The 14,010-nt window shown below is 59.7% G+C and carries 9 protein-coding genes; 4 read left to right on the top strand and 5 right to left on the bottom strand.

The annotated features are described in order from the left end of the window. Positions 1-16: 16 nt before the first annotated feature. Complete coding sequence (locus tag OK351_RS16880; protein ID WP_265161398.1) at positions 17-1,246, top strand: acyl-CoA dehydrogenase family protein; 1,230 nt, start codon at positions 17-19, stop codon at positions 1,244-1,246. Positions 1,247-1,308: 62 nt separating this feature from the next. On the opposite strand, the gene hrpB is transcribed toward OK351_RS16880, so the two are convergent. After that, positions 1,309-3,858 carry an ATP-dependent helicase HrpB gene (gene hrpB / locus OK351_RS16875; RefSeq protein ID WP_265161396.1) on the bottom strand — a complete coding sequence of 850 codons (2,550 nt, stop codon included), beginning with the start codon at positions 3,856-3,858 and terminating at the stop codon, positions 1,309-1,311. Further along, positions 3,855-4,646, bottom strand: coding sequence for an alpha/beta fold hydrolase (locus OK351_RS16870; RefSeq protein ID WP_265161394.1), 792 nt, complete (start codon positions 4,644-4,646; stop codon positions 3,855-3,857). The genes hrpB and OK351_RS16870 overlap by 4 nt, the downstream gene beginning before the upstream one ends. A 310-nt stretch (positions 4,647-4,956) precedes the next feature. Between OK351_RS16870 and OK351_RS16865 the strand changes: the two genes are divergently transcribed. From OK351_RS16865 to OK351_RS16855, 3 genes are all read left to right on the top strand, one after another. Continuing rightward, positions 4,957-5,079, top strand: a complete 123-nt coding sequence (locus OK351_RS16865; RefSeq protein WP_265161392.1) for a hypothetical protein — start codon at positions 4,957-4,959, stop codon at positions 5,077-5,079. 268 nt (positions 5,080-5,347) lie between these two features. After that, positions 5,348-6,412 (top strand): L-glyceraldehyde 3-phosphate reductase, encoded by a 1,065-nt coding sequence (gene mgrA, locus OK351_RS16860; protein ID WP_306349499.1) that lies wholly within the window; start codon positions 5,348-5,350, stop codon positions 6,410-6,412. A gap of 250 nt (positions 6,413-6,662) precedes the next feature. Then, positions 6,663-8,045, top strand: a complete 1,383-nt coding sequence (locus tag OK351_RS16855; protein WP_265161388.1) for an NAD-dependent succinate-semialdehyde dehydrogenase — start codon at positions 6,663-6,665, stop codon at positions 8,043-8,045. Positions 8,046-8,111: 66 nt separating this feature from the next. On the opposite strand, the gene OK351_RS16850 is transcribed toward OK351_RS16855, so the two are convergent. From OK351_RS16850 to OK351_RS16840, 3 genes are all read right to left on the bottom strand, one after another. After that, positions 8,112-9,245: an HTTM domain-containing protein gene (locus OK351_RS16850; protein ID WP_265161386.1), complete on the bottom strand. Its 1,134-nt coding sequence runs from the start codon at positions 9,243-9,245 to the stop codon at positions 8,112-8,114. Continuing rightward, positions 9,242-10,054 (bottom strand): DUF5819 family protein, encoded by an 813-nt coding sequence (locus OK351_RS16845; protein WP_265161384.1) that lies wholly within the window; start codon positions 10,052-10,054, stop codon positions 9,242-9,244. Before OK351_RS16845 ends, OK351_RS16850 begins: the two co-directional genes overlap by 4 nt. Positions 10,055-10,236: 182 nt before the next feature. Next, positions 10,237-13,644, bottom strand: a complete 3,408-nt coding sequence (locus OK351_RS16840; RefSeq protein ID WP_265161382.1) for a choice-of-anchor G family protein — start codon at positions 13,642-13,644, stop codon at positions 10,237-10,239. Positions 13,645-14,010 lie beyond the last annotated feature (366 nt).

Here is a 14,010-nt window from a genome sequence, read left to right as displayed (position 1 = left end):
AGGAGCGTCCACTGCCATGATCCAGGAATCCACTGTCACCTTCCCCACCGGTGTCACCGAACCGGAGTACGAGCTCTGGGGCAATGATGTCGATGTCGATCCCACCGGGATCTTCGAGGACCTGGGTGAGCAGGACCGGGCATGGTGGGACAAGGCCAGGACGTTCGCGCTGGATGAGGTACGCCCCATCGCCCATGAGTACTGGGAGAAAGCCGACTACCCATTGCATCTGGTCAAGCTCCTTGGCGATGCAGACCTGTTGCGTGACGGACAGAACCTCGAGGGATCAACACCGATGAGCGCCATGGCCGCGGGGCTGGTGAATATGGAGTTGCACCGCGCCGATGGCTCGGTCGGCACCATCGTCGGGGTGCAGGCCGGACTGGCGGTACGCTCCATCCTGAAGTGCGGCAATGCCGAACAGATCCAGCAGTACGCGGTCCCGATGATACGCGGCGAGCTACCCGGTGCCTTCGCCCTGACCGAGCCCACCCACGGGTCGGACTCGGTGGGTCTGGAAACCCGGGCCATCCGTGTCGAGGGCGGCTACCTGGTCAGCGGGGAGAAGAAGTGGATCGGCAATGGCTCCATCGGCGGCATCAGCGTTGTCTGGGCCCGCGATGAGCAAGGCAACGTCCGCGGCTTGCTGGTGGACCAGGCGTCCGAGGGCTACGTGGGCACCACCATCGTGAACAAGCTGTCCTTGCGCGCCATCTGGCAGGCGCACATCCGTATGGACAATGTCTTCGTCCCCGATTCAATGGTGCTGCCCGGGGCGAACAGCTTCAAGGACACCGCCGGGGTCCTGTTTGCCACCCGGCTCGGAGTCGCCTGGGCCGCAGTAGGCCATGCCACCGCCTGCTACGAGTCGGCCGTGCAGTATGCCAAACAACGGGTCCAGTTCGGCCGCCCGCTGGCCGCCTCGCAGATCGTGCAGGAACGCCTGGCCCGCATGCAGTCCGAGCTGGCCACCATCCAGTTGCTGGCGGTGCAGTCCACCCGCCGCGATATGGCCGGCAAACTCACCGGTCCGGCGGCCTCGCTGGCCAAGTACACCGCCACCCGCACCGCGCGCTCGATCGCGGCCAATGCCCGCGACCTGCTCGGCGGAAACGGGATCCTGACCAATAACCGGGTGGCCCGGCACTTCGCGGATATGGAGGCCCTGCATACCTACGAGGGCACCGAAACCGTCCAGGCCCTGATCATGGGCCGGGCCATCACCGGGCATTCGGCCTTCGCCTGATCTGCGGACGGCTTGGCACCGAACCGGCCCGCGTACTCAAGCGCGCTGGCCGGTTCGCTGGTTCAGCCCAGGCGCTTCGTGGTTTTTGCGGTCGCCACATGTTCCCACGGGTTCTCCGGCCAGGGGTGCTTGGGGTAGCGCCCACGCATTTCCGAGCGCACCTGCGTATACGGACCGTTCCAGAAACTGTTCAGGTCATCGGTGACCGCCAACGGCCGACCGGCCGGTGAGAGCAGGTGGAACTGCACCGGCACCCGCCCGCCGAGCAACCGGGGAGACTCGGCCAGACCGAAACATTCCTGGAGTTTGACCGCCACCACCACACGGCCGGATTCCTCGCAGACCTCGGGATAGCGGATCCGGATCCGCGAGCCGCTGGGAACCTGGAGGCGTTCGGGCACCAGGGTGTCGAAGTCGTGGGCGTGCTGCCACGGGATCAGCCGGCGCAACGCCGCAGCCAGGTCGATCTTCTCGGCCCGTTTCCCCTCGGCCAGGGCCCGGAGTTCGGCATCGAGCCACTGTCCGCTGGATGCGATGAGGCAGGCCTCGTCCATGGCCGTAAACGGTGCGCCCAGTTCGCGATGGGCCAGGGCCAGCCGGGCCCGCAGTTGCCCGAAGCCCGGCTGGCTGCCGAAGATCCGCAATCCCTCGCGTTCCAGGGCGTCGTGTACCGCCTGCCGGGATAACGCGGCATCGGCCCTGATCGGCGTCGAGGCCAGCTCGATGGCGCCCAGGGTTTCCACGCGTCGGGCACTGACCTTGCCCTCGCGGAAGTCCGCCCGTTCACTGAGCTCATGCAATTCCGGCAACAACTCCAACACCACCTGCCGGTCGATGCCGGCCGCCAGCCGGATCACCGCGCGGTGACCCGTCCTTCCCACATCCCCGATGGCCAGGAATTCGTGGTGGCCCAGAGTGCTGTCGCGGGGAAGTGTCGCCCGGGTCCCCGAGGCCAGCAGGTATTCATCGGGCGCGACCCGGTATCCCACCCACTGCGGGTAGGCCAGGGCCATCACCCCGGCCAGGGCCTGCTCCGTGTCCTGCCGTGCAGGCGCCACGGTGCTAGCCAGCCGTTCATAGCGCCGGCGTTCATTGGCCCAGGATTGATGCCCGGGATGGGCCCTGGAGCGCAACCGGCGCAGCAGGTCCGCGGCATCGGCGGCGTTGGCCCGTTCGGCGCTGGAGAGCAGTGCCACCACTTCGGCCGAGGCCCGGGTGCCGAAGCGGCGGGCCCCTTCCAGCAGCGCCCGCCCGATGCGGGGATCCGCCGGGATCTGCACCAACGCCCGGCCGGCGGCGGTCAGCTGCCCGGATGGGCCAATCGCCCCGAGAACCCGTAGTACCTGCTCGGCATCGTCCATGGCGGCAGGTGGCGGTGACTGCCATAGCTGCAATCCGTCGGCCCGTGGAGTCCCCCAGGCGGCCAGGTACAACGCCGTCTGCACCAGATCGGCCGTGGCAATCTCCGGGGTGATGAATGCGGCGGCCGCGGCGTACGACCGTGCGTCCAGGGTGCGGACCACCTTGCCCGGGCCCAGGCGTCCGGCGCGGCCGGCACGCTGGGTGGCCGAGGCCCGGCTGGCCACCACGGTCACCAGTCCGCTCATTCCGCGCACCGCATCCCGGCGTGGTTCACGGGCGTAACCGGAATCGATGACCAGGTTCACCCGGGGAACGGTCAACGAGGACTCAGCGACGGAGGTGGCCACGATGATCCGGGGCGGTTCATCCTCCTTCGGCTGGCCCAGGGCCAGGTCCTGTTCCCAAGCGGGGATGCGGGCATGTAGCGGGTAGGCCCGGAACCGGCCATCGGCACCGATCATTTCGCAGACCCGGTCCACCTCCCCGGCGCCGGGTACGAAGACCAGGGTGTCGTGCACGACCCCGTCGGCCGTGTTCGCGCGGGTGTGCCGCACGGCGGTCTGCGCGATATGGCGCAGGTAGTCCCGCTCCAGCCCGTGCTCGCCGTTGCGGGTGGCTGTGAACGGGGCGAATTCCTCGGTGACCGGATGCTGGATCCCGGAACCGCTGATGATCCGTGCCGGGATGTCCCGGGCCAGGTAGTCGGCCAACTCCCGGGCATGCAGTGTCGCGCTCATGACCAGCAGGGCGAAATCCTCGCGCAGTTGGCTGACCTGGTTCAGCATCGCCAGCACCAGGTCGGTTTCGATGGACCGCTCATGGACCTCGTCAACGATCACCGCCGATACCGCCGGAAGATCCGGGTCATTCAGTAGGCGGCGTAGCAGCAGTCCGGCCGTAACGAATTCGATGCGAGTTGCCTGGCTGGTCGCCTGCTCGCCCCGAACCGAGAACCCGATGCGCTCCCCCACGGAGGTTTTGTCCAACGATGCCAGCCTGCGTGCGGCGGCGCGGGCGGCCATACGGCGCGGCTGGGTGACGATGATGCGACCGTGCAACCCCTGGGCCGCCAGCGCGTTGGCCACTGCCGGGGGCACAATGGTGGTCTTTCCGGAGCCCGGTGGAGCCTCGATCACTTGCGGCAGTTCCAGCCCCTGGCCAAGGTTCTGCTGGACCTGCTGGTGGGCCGGGCCAAAAGCCAGCCCGGAGGATATCCGTTCCAGGTCGAATTCCTGCCCTGGATTACTCATGACCGGGCGCGTTCCAACAGGTCACCGATCGCCTCGACCACCGGTTCGATCGGGTACAGGGTTCCGCCGTGGGTGCGTCCCACCAGGGGGACCATCCGGGCGTTGGGCATGGTGCGGGCCATGACCTTGTTGTGCTCGAAGCGCGGCTGGTCCCGGGTGCCGATCAACAACAATGTGGGAACCTGCAGTTCCCGCAACTGTTGCAGTTCGATATTCTGCTGGGTTTCGGCGGATTCGAAGTACGCGGCCAGGGCCAGTGGGTCATTGGAGAGGAAGGCCATGCGGGTAGCCGGATCCAGCCGTCCGCCGGTTTCCTGTCCGGTGACAAAACCCTCGATGTCCCCTGCGCGTAGGACCTGCAGATATCCGTCGAAGAACAGGTTGTCGATCTCACCGGATTCGATCGCGTAGGTGCCTCCGAGCATACTCAGGCTCAATACCCTCTCGGGGGCGTTCAGCGCGATGGACAACGCGGTGCGGCTGCCGAAGGAATAGCCGACGAAATGCGCCCGCTCCAAGTCCAGGTGATCCATGACTGCCAACACGTCACCGGTGATCAGGGTCAGGGTGTAACTGTCACTGTCATGTGGCTTATCCGATTTCCCATGCCCGCGAAGGTCGATGCGGATGGTTCGGCGGCCCTGGCCCAGGGCCTTGGTATAGCCCAGTCCGCGCCAAATCGACCGTGAGAGGGCCGAACCATGAAGGAAGATGATGGCCTCTCCGTCCGCTCTGTCGTCGTCGAAGAAGATTTCGGTTCCGTCGGCGGGATTAGTAACGCTGGGCATACCCTCGATTAAAGCCCACCGCCGGTCCACGGCGTAATTCTTAACTGGTTCAGCGCGGTCGCACAGCGGGCACCTAGAAACGGTTCCTAGGCTGGGACTACCTCAATGAAGGTGCGAGTGATGATCATGAGCGCCGGGTTGTGTTTCCCCTCCTCTTGGAAGCACAACCCGGCGCTTGCTCGTTAAGCTCCCATATTGGTTTCCCCTCACCGGCGTTCCCAGCCCTCGACAATTCGCACCATAAGGAGAACACTGAAGGTAGATCCCCGGGATCCGCCGACTGTTTGGTGCCGTAACGGAAGGACAGGTCATGACCCAGGAACCGCAGCAGAAGAAGAGCAAGGAAGAAGAGCAGCACGACCATGATGAGGAACTGGTCGAGGAATGGGAAGACGAGTCCTTCCCTGCATCGGATCCTCCATCGAACTACTGACATTCGTTTCCTTGCTGCCATTCACGGGACACACAGCTAATTTCAAGGATCCGTTCCTAGAGTGGTTTATACCTTCTCAAGGTGCGAGTGATCCAAGAAAAACCGATCCGGCGCGGCGTTACCTCCTTGACCGCCCGGGTCGGTTTTTCGTGTCCACTGCTTCATGACGTCACGTTCCCAAACCCGGCATCAAAGATCCTGAATCGATACCCGGTGACCTAGGCTTGGAGCTGTGCCATGGCAACCGCCATCGATTAGAGAAAGGTGCATAGTGGAGTACGAACGCTTCAGCCCTACCGCAGACACACATCGACCGTGGGCCGCCGCGGAGGATCGCTACGAACAGTTCGGCTATCGTCGTGTTGGGGCCTCCGGGTTGCTCCTTCCGCCGATTTCATTGGGACTGTGGTGGAACTTCGGGGACAACCGCACATTCGATAGCCAGCGTGAAATCCTGCGCCACGCATTCGACCGGGGAATCAACCACTTCGATCTGGCCAACAACTACGGCCCTCCCGCCGGCTCCGCCGAGGAGAACTTCGGGCGCATGCTGCGCGGCGATTTCCGCCCCTACCGCGACGAGCTGGTCATTTCGTCCAAGGCAGGCTGGGACATGTGGTCCGGCCCGTTCGGCACCCTGGGCTCCCGCAAATACCTGATGGCCTCCGCCGACGCCTCATTGCAGCGCATGGGCCTGGACTACGTGGATATCTTCTATTCACACCGCTTTGACCCCAAAACCCCGCTGGAGGAAACCATCGGTGCCCTCGATACCCTGGTCCGCCAGGGCAAGGCGCTCTATGTGGGAATCTCCTCCTATTCAGCGGAACGCACCGCTCAGGCCTCGACCATTGCCAAGGACCTGGGAACCCCGCTGGTGATCCACCAGCCGTCGTACAACATGCTCAACCCCTGGGTTGAGCATGGCCTGTTGCAAACCCTGGAACAGGAACAGATGGGCTCCATTGCGTTTACCCCGCTTGCCCAGGGGCTGTTGACCGACAAGTACCTGGACACCACCGAGGTTGAACGCTCAGGCGGACGCCGCTCACTGCAGGACCAGCTCAGCACCGAGAACCTGGACAAGATCCGGAAGCTCAACGACCTGGCGAACACGCGCGGCCAGTCACTGGCCCAGCTGGCGATCGCCTGGCTGCTACGTGACGGGGCAGCAACCTCGGTCCTGATCGGCGCCTCGTCCACTGCGCAGCTCGATGAGAACCTCGGGGCATTGCGCAACACCGATTTCACCTCCGAGGAATTGGAACAGATCGCCACGATCACCCAGGGGGATGCCGGAATCGACTGGTGGAAATCCTCGGCAATCAGCTGAACACGCCGCTCGTCGATCAGGGGCTGGTGCGGCTTTGCCCTACCAGCCCCTGCCCATCCTCGATCATAAAACGATTTCCGAAGCATATTGCATCGATTTCTATCGAATACGCAGTGGCTATATTCGTTCACTGACGATATGCTCAGAGAAGCGTATCGTGACTTGCTTCACAGATGGTCGGTAACATCGACTGGGTGACGAGTCATGGGGAGCATCAAACACGTCTTTGCACACGTCAACAGGAGCGATAATGAGTGCCCAAACCTACAAGGTTCTAAACCCTGCCACCGGCCAGATCGTCGAGGAATTCCCGGTTGCCACCGATGACGAGGTTCAGCAGGCACTGGACGCGGCCCAAACGTCCTACGAGACCTGGAGCCAAACGGATATTGCCGATCGTGCCGTGATCGTCAACCGGATCGCCGAGATTTTCGCCGAACGCGCCGATGAACTGGGCCGGATCATGACCACGGAAATGGGCAAGCCCCTCTCCGAGGCCGTGGGCGAGGCAGAGTTCTGCAAGGACATCTTCGAGTACTTCGCCACCGAGGGCCCGACACTGGCGGCCGACCAGGAAATCAAGTCGCTCTCCGGTGGCAAGGCCGTAGTGCAGAAGCGTCCGATAGGCCCATTGCTGGGGATCATGCCGTGGAATTTCCCGCTCTACCAGGTCGCGCGCTTCGCGGCCCCCAACCTCATGCTGGGCAACACGATCATCCTGAAACATGCCGAATCCTGCCCGCGTTCGGCCCTGGCGATCCAGGAAATCTTCGACCAGGCCGGAGTCCCGACCGGCGTATACAACAATTTGTTCGCCACCCATGATCAGATCTCCACCATTATCGAGGATCCGCGCATCCAGGGGGTCTCACTGACCGGTTCGGAACGCGCCGGCGCGATCATCGGTGAACAGGCCGGACGCAATTTGAAGAAGGCCGTCCTGGAGTTGGGAGGCTCCGATCCCTTCGTTGTCCTCGACTCGCAGGATATCGCCGGGATCGCCGAAACCGCGTGGGGTTTCCGCATCGACAACACCGGCCAGGCCTGCAACTCGAACAAGCGCATGATCGTCATGGAAGATATCTACGACGAGTTCGTCGCCGAGCTGACCAAACGTGCCGAGGGCCTGCAACCGGGCGACCCGCTGAAAGAAGAAGCCGGAACATTCGCACCGATGTCTTCGCGCAAGGCCGCGGAAGACCTGCACGCACAGGTCCAGGATGCCGTGGCCAAGGGTGCAACCCTGCATGCCGGCGGCGTACTGCATGAAGGCCCTGCGGCCTACTACTCCCCGGCCGTACTCACCGGTGTCACCAAGGAGATGCGCGCCTACTACGAGGAACTCTTCGGCCCGGTGGCAGTGGTCTACAAGGTCTCTGATGACGACGAGGCCCTGGCATTGGCCAATGACACCGTCTACGGCCTCGGCGGTTCGGTGCACTCCGAGGACGTGCAGCGTGCCGAGAAGGTCGCCATGGGGCTGCAGTCGGGCATGGCGAGCGTGAACGCCGCCAGTGCCGAAAGCGCCGAAATGCCTTTCGGCGGCGTGAAGCGTTCCGGCTTCGGCCGTGAACTCGGCCCGCTGGGCATGGACGAGTTCGTGAACAAGCGGCTTTACTACATCAGCGAGTAACCCCAGGCAAAGGGCGGATCCCCATCTATATGATAGATGGGGATCCGCCCTTGTCTATATCTGCCTCTACACTAAGGCCTTTTCCCGCTCATCTATAGATTCCTCAACATGTTTGGTTGCCGTTTCTCCCGCGGCAGGACGTCCGCTGGCTGCACGCTTGAACCAGCCAATAAGGCGCAACCAGGTGACATCTCGAACAAAGATGGCATCGATGGCAATCATGGACAGCGAGAACCACGGTAATCCCATCAGTACAGCAATACCCAGATGGAACGAAACCATGGCGAACAAGATCGGGATCCGTGTCCAACGGAAGAGCAACGCTCCTGGGAAGATGACCTGCAGCACCACCGAACCGATGCTGCCTATGGCCACAACAACTGCCGAGACGGTAATCAAATCGTTGATTTCCGGCCATGGACTGTACCGCATCATGCTCAGTGGCCCGTAGATTGCGCTGCCGTCTTTCCAAGGGGCACCTCCAGCTTTGAACAGAGCTCCCGAGACATAGATAATGCTGATCTGGCATGCCAACGCCACGATCGCAAGATTGTGTAGCAGGTTCGTCAGTTGTGCCGGCAAAACCCGATTTCCGAAATAGAGTTTGACAACTATTGGTTGAGGTTTCTCCGTTACTTTGGCACGGCGCTTGGCATCGAATGACAGTCGACCCGAATGATCGGTAAACAGCATCAGGATCAGCGAAATCCGAAGGGCACTATCGCCCTGGTCCCCCCCAAAATACGGAGCCTCTATGAGGTTGATCCAAAATAACAGGAAAACTGGAAGTACGATTCGGCCGCGATAGCCGACCAGGAGTCCGACAGCCAGGAGCATTGTGACTAGAAAATACACGGTCACTAATACGTCGTTAACGGCAAGATTCTGGAAGATCTGGAAAATTGCGATGTCGTTGTAAATACCGTATTGCGTTTCGAGGTGGCCTGACCATGCCGCAGCACTGCCATAGGTGTAGTGCCGGGTTGAAAAGTTCGTGAGCAATATCCCCAACGCTGCACAAGCGAAGATGATGCGTGTTACGGCAATTCCATAAGATGCATGTTTCGTGTCATAGAGCCAGACTTCGATGGTTGAGACAGCTGAACGCAAGGCGCCAATGACGTAGACCGGGGTTTCCTTCCAGAAAGCAATCAAGATGAGCTTCAGGGACGCGAAAACTTGGAGCAAGGAAGACTTCATCGTTTTTCTACCTCTTCGAACGACAGAAATATTTCTGAAAACTTCTCCTCGTTCTGCCCTGGCATCAATGTTGTGCCACGCCAACCGGTACTGATATAGGTCGGCTCGGGTCGTTCAGCATCCGGATCATTACGCCGATTGAAGGGAATCATTCCTTGGCGCCCCACCCGGTACTGAATCGACCGTACATTTTCGCCCCACATAGCACGAGCTACCTGAGTGGCATATGCTCCTGCGCGTTCCTCCATGGCGAGGAAGGTTGCGGTCCTGCTCTTGGAACCACCTAATTCGGAAGCTGCATCGTTAAATGCCTCGCCCAGTCGCTCCGTCCAGTCCACGCCCTTGTAGTAGTGATGTCCCACCATGTCCTTCTGTTTCTTGCTCAAACCGTTAAAGGCACTGCGATACTTGGAGGCCAGCTGATGACTGGCCACCGCCGCCCTTGCTGGAAACGGATTATGGTGGATAAGGTCCATCTCGCGGCGAACGGTCTCGACCCATTCGGTACGGGCCGCACCATCAGGTCCTTCTACTACTGCTCGAACCCAAAACGAGCTATCCGAATCGATAGGTTTTGGCGCAAAAACTGACCAATTCTGGTTGAAGGTTGTCGACATGTAAGTCTTTAGCACGTTTCCTGGAACAGCTTCCCGCAAGGCACTGTTGGGGGCCACCCACAAGAATGTTGCAAAAATGTGCCAGGCAGTGAGCAAGGTACAAACGAGCGCTATGACGCGTAACCACACAGGACGTCTTTTCTTAAGACTACGCCGTTCTACTGGTCCTGCAGTCTGGTTCTCTTCGTTCATGCCTCGTCTTCGATCCTAGATTTGAACTAACCAAAGCTCTTCCGTGGTACTCCCAAGGGTAGCCGTACGGGGTCTCAGTTTTTAGTTTTGCCAGTTCACCGTTGTATTGGGAAATAAAGGACGATGAGCCGGATTGCCTTCATAGGGCAACCCGGCTCACCTAATTCGCAAGACTCAGAGCGCTAGGCCTTCTTGCGTCGTCCGAACATGATTCCGGCACCTGCCAGTGCAAGAAGCACTGCCAGCCCACCGAGCATCAAAGTTCCGGATGTACCAGTGTTGACCAGGCCATCCTTACCATCGGTCTTGGTTCCGTCAACCTCGGTGCCGTCTTCGGTGCCCTCAACCTCGGTACCGTCTTCGGTGCCGTCTTCGGTTCCGTCTTCGGCTCCGTCAACCTCGGTACCGTCTTCGGCTCCGTCAACCTCGGTACCGTCAACCTCGGTACCGTCAACTTCGGTGCCGTCTTCGGTTCCGTCAACTTCGGTTCCGTCAACTTCGGTGCCGTCTTCGGTGCTGTCTTCGGTTCCTTCAACTTCGGTGCCGTCTTCGGTTCCGTCAACTTCGGTGCCGTCTTCGGTTCCGTCAACCTCGGTGCCGTCTTCGGTGCCGTCTTCGGTTCCGTCAACCTCGGTGCCGTCTTCGGCTCCGTCAACCTCGGTGCCGTCTTCGGCTCCGTCAACCTCGGTGCCGTCTTCGGCTCCGTCAACCTCGGTGCCGTCTTCGGCTCCGTCAACCTCGGTGCCGTCTTCGGTTCCGTCTTCGGTGCCGTCTTCGGCTCCGTCAACCTCGGTGCCGTCTTCGGCTCCGTCAACCTCGGTGCCGTCTTCGGCTCCGTCAACCTCGGTACCGTCTTCGGCTCCGTCAACCTCGGTACCGTCTTCGGCTCCGTCAACCTCGGTACCGTCTTCGGCTCCGTCAACCTCGGTACCGTCTTCGGCTCCGTCAACCTCGGTGCCGTCTTCGGTTCCGTCAACCTCGGTGCCGTCTTCGGTGCCGTCTTCGGTTCCGTCAACCTCGGTGCCGTCTTCGGTGCCGTCTTCGGCTCCGTCAACCTCGGTGCCGTCTTCGGCTCCGTCAACCTCGGTGCCGTCTTCGGCTCCGTCAACCTCGGTGCCGTCTTCGGTGCCGTCTTCGGTTCCGTCAACCTCGGTGCCGTCTTCGGTGCCGTCAACCTCGGTGCCGTCTTCGGTGCTGTCTTCGGTGCCGTCTTCGGTTCCTTCAACTTCGGTGCCGTCTTCGGTTCCGTCAACCTCGGTGCCGTCTTCGGTTCCTTCAACTTCGGTGCCGTCTTCGGTTCCTTCAACCTCGGTGCCGTCTTCGGTTCCGTCAACTTCGGTTCCGTCTTCGGTTCCGTCTTCGGTGCCGTCAACCTCGGTGCCGTCTTCGGTGCCGTCTTCGGTTCCTTCAACTTCGGTGCCGTCTTCGGTTCCGTCAACCTCGGTGCCGTCTTCGGTTCCTTCAACCTCGGTGCCGTCTTCGGTTCCTTCAACCTCGGTGCCGTCTTCGGTTCCGTCAACCTCGGTGCCGTCTTCGGTTCCTTCAACCTCGGTGCCGTCTTCGGTTCCTTCAACTTCGGTGCCGTCTTCGGTTCCGTCTTCGGCTCCGTCAACCTCGGTACCGTCTTCGGTACCGTTTCCTGGATCAATGACACTAAATGAAACGGAGTCCGTGTTAGTTTCATCGGCTATATCTGTTGCTGAAACTACGTACGTGCCCGGTTCAACGTCTTCAAAGGTGACAGCCCACACACCATTCTCGTTGACTGTGACCTCTTCAGTCTTGTCTTCCTGATCCTCAGCAGAAATAGTGACCGTCAAAACTGTGTTCGGTTCAGCAGATCCTTCAACTGTCACAGAACTTGTTTCAAGCACTTCATCCAATTTAGGAGCGGTGATTTTTATCAGTTCTGCTTCGTACTCGAATTTCGCTGTAGCAGAACCCAACTGAAGGTTTACGTCAACAAGATTTGGAAGTACCTGAAAGGAGAGTGCGCGAACAGTAAAGCTATCAGCGCCGAGATCCCCATCTTGATTTAACGGAGCTGCGGTAGGCTGCTCGTTGATACGGATCTGAATCACTTCTTCTAATAGCGGTTCAAGTGCCCCGTCAAGTAGTTCAGCGGCGAGCGGCTGGATCAAATCACCCAAGGCTGTGGGTAGTTCATCAAGAACTCCGCTGACCGCTGGTTGAAGTACTCCTCCGATATCTGATACCAGGCCGGTAAGGAGATTGACAATCGGCTGGAGGACTGTCCCCACTGGAATCGTTGCCACCGTGATTCGGCTTGTATCAATTACCGGGTCGGCATGACCTTCCTGACCAAGCAATCCGCCAACGGTTGAATCTACTGTAACCGGCGCCTTGACCAAATGTAAGTCGGGTAGCGCAGGAATCGGATTCCGTATGGAAATGTCAGCTTCAATGTCAATATTCAACGCCAGGTCGTAAACTCCCGATTCGACAAGGGACACAACCTTACTAATTAGTGAGTCCGGATAGTTGTCGCCACTACCAAGGAGCGCGTCTGACACACCATCTACGATCGCTGTGATGGTCTCTGCATCCAATACTTCGGTATTAGGACCGAATTCGTTCAGGTTGTTAACACCTTTGGCTTCTGCCAGAATCTCGGCGAGATCCACATGGATAGTCCCACGATCCAGATCCACAACCACCGAAGCATCTTCGAGAGTCTGCCCGTTGTGCACCGGTTCGCTCAGCAGAGTTGTTTCCACTCCATCCAACAATGGATCGATATCGAGCGAGAGGTTATTCAGCTCCGCATTAACAAGTGGCAATGCTCCAATTCCGGACACTACGGATGCTACCAACTGCTCAACTCCGCCATCAGGACCGATCAAATCCGAAATCGGAGTCAACACTTCACTCAGTGTGGAGTTCACGGAAGTAACTAAACCGCCGACTAGGGGACTGGAGACATCGATCTCAAGTCCGGCCACGATGTACTCGTCACCCGGTGTCTCGCCGCCACGAGTAGCCGTTGCACCGAGGGCTCCTAGCTTCACGGAGGCTTCATTCAGCACCGTATTTCGAATTTCGCTACCGAGCACTTGTTCCAAGAGCTCGCTAAGATTTAACTGCGCCGGGTTGGAGCCAACGCCAACGGAGGAACCAACGTTTAAGGATCCATCCTCGTTAATCAATCCGGCTGAAGCAGATGCCTTTTGGTTGTCCGCTTGGCTCCGGCTCGATGCAGCGCCTAGCTGCCCAAGGTAAAGTAGTCCGTTTCCTCCAGCTTCCGGAGTTAGCAACGGCAGGCTCACCGTTCCAAGGTCTACCTCAACCAGTTCATCCAAAAGGGAAACATTCAATGGGTCATTGTTAGGCCCCGGGTTGCCAGGATATTCGGAGTTCGTATATCCGGCTCCTGCAACATCCAAAGCAAGCCCATTGACGTACAGGACATGGCCGTGCGCAGCAGAATCTGCCTCAGTGCCGTGCGAATCTGCCATAGCCGCAGGTGCAGCGAGCAGGGAGTGTCCAAGGATCACTGCAGCGGCAGTGCTCAGACCAAGCCCTCTCACGCCCCGCCGGCGACCAAGCGCGGCTAGTTTCTCATCTCTCAAGGTGAACTTCCCGTCATTTCAGATAGGTACTACCGTTTCGGTTTAACAACGCATTTACCGCTCGTGGTGAGTACTAGCGGATTCCCCTGCCTCACAATCAACGTTGCGAGTCATCGGAAAAACAGCGCTCCTTAAGTGACCCTAGAAACTTTCAGAGGGAACTGGATGGTTTGTAACATCTATTTCTGACAGCTTGTAGTTTATAAATTTTAGCTATCCAGCTATTTTTGCTATCTACACGATTACTGGCTCTTCAGAAATAAGGGTGTAACCAGCTGAACTCAACACCCCGGATCCCGGGCGTGTCACCAATGCAGCAAAAAGTCGAGGCCTTCGCGAAGAATGGAAGTTACCACACAACCTTCT

Origin of the sequence: Glutamicibacter sp. MNS18, assembly GCF_026107515.2 — a bacterium.
Taxonomy (GTDB): Bacteria; Actinomycetota; Actinomycetes; order Actinomycetales; family Micrococcaceae; genus Glutamicibacter.
This window is presented reverse-complemented; position numbering and strand designations above follow the sequence as displayed.

Excerpts from the sequence above, each read along its gene's own strand:
- OK351_RS16880 (WP_265161398.1), top strand. The coding sequence starts at position 17 with ATGATCCAGGAATCCACTGTCACCTTCCCCACCGGTGTCACCGAACCG.
- hrpB (WP_265161396.1), bottom strand. The coding sequence starts at position 3,858 with ATGAGTAATCCAGGGCAGGAATTCGACCTGGAACGGATATCCTCCGGG.
- OK351_RS16870 (WP_265161394.1), bottom strand. The coding sequence starts at position 4,646 with ATGCCCAGCGTTACTAATCCCGCCGACGGAACCGAAATCTTCTTCGAC.
- OK351_RS16865 (WP_265161392.1), top strand. The coding sequence starts at position 4,957 with ATGACCCAGGAACCGCAGCAGAAGAAGAGCAAGGAAGAAGAGCAGCAC.
- OK351_RS16855 (WP_265161388.1), top strand. The coding sequence starts at position 6,663 with ATGAGTGCCCAAACCTACAAGGTTCTAAACCCTGCCACCGGCCAGATC.
- OK351_RS16850 (WP_265161386.1), bottom strand. The coding sequence starts at position 9,245 with ATGAAGTCTTCCTTGCTCCAAGTTTTCGCGTCCCTGAAGCTCATCTTG.
- OK351_RS16845 (WP_265161384.1), bottom strand. The coding sequence starts at position 10,054 with ATGAACGAAGAGAACCAGACTGCAGGACCAGTAGAACGGCGTAGTCTT.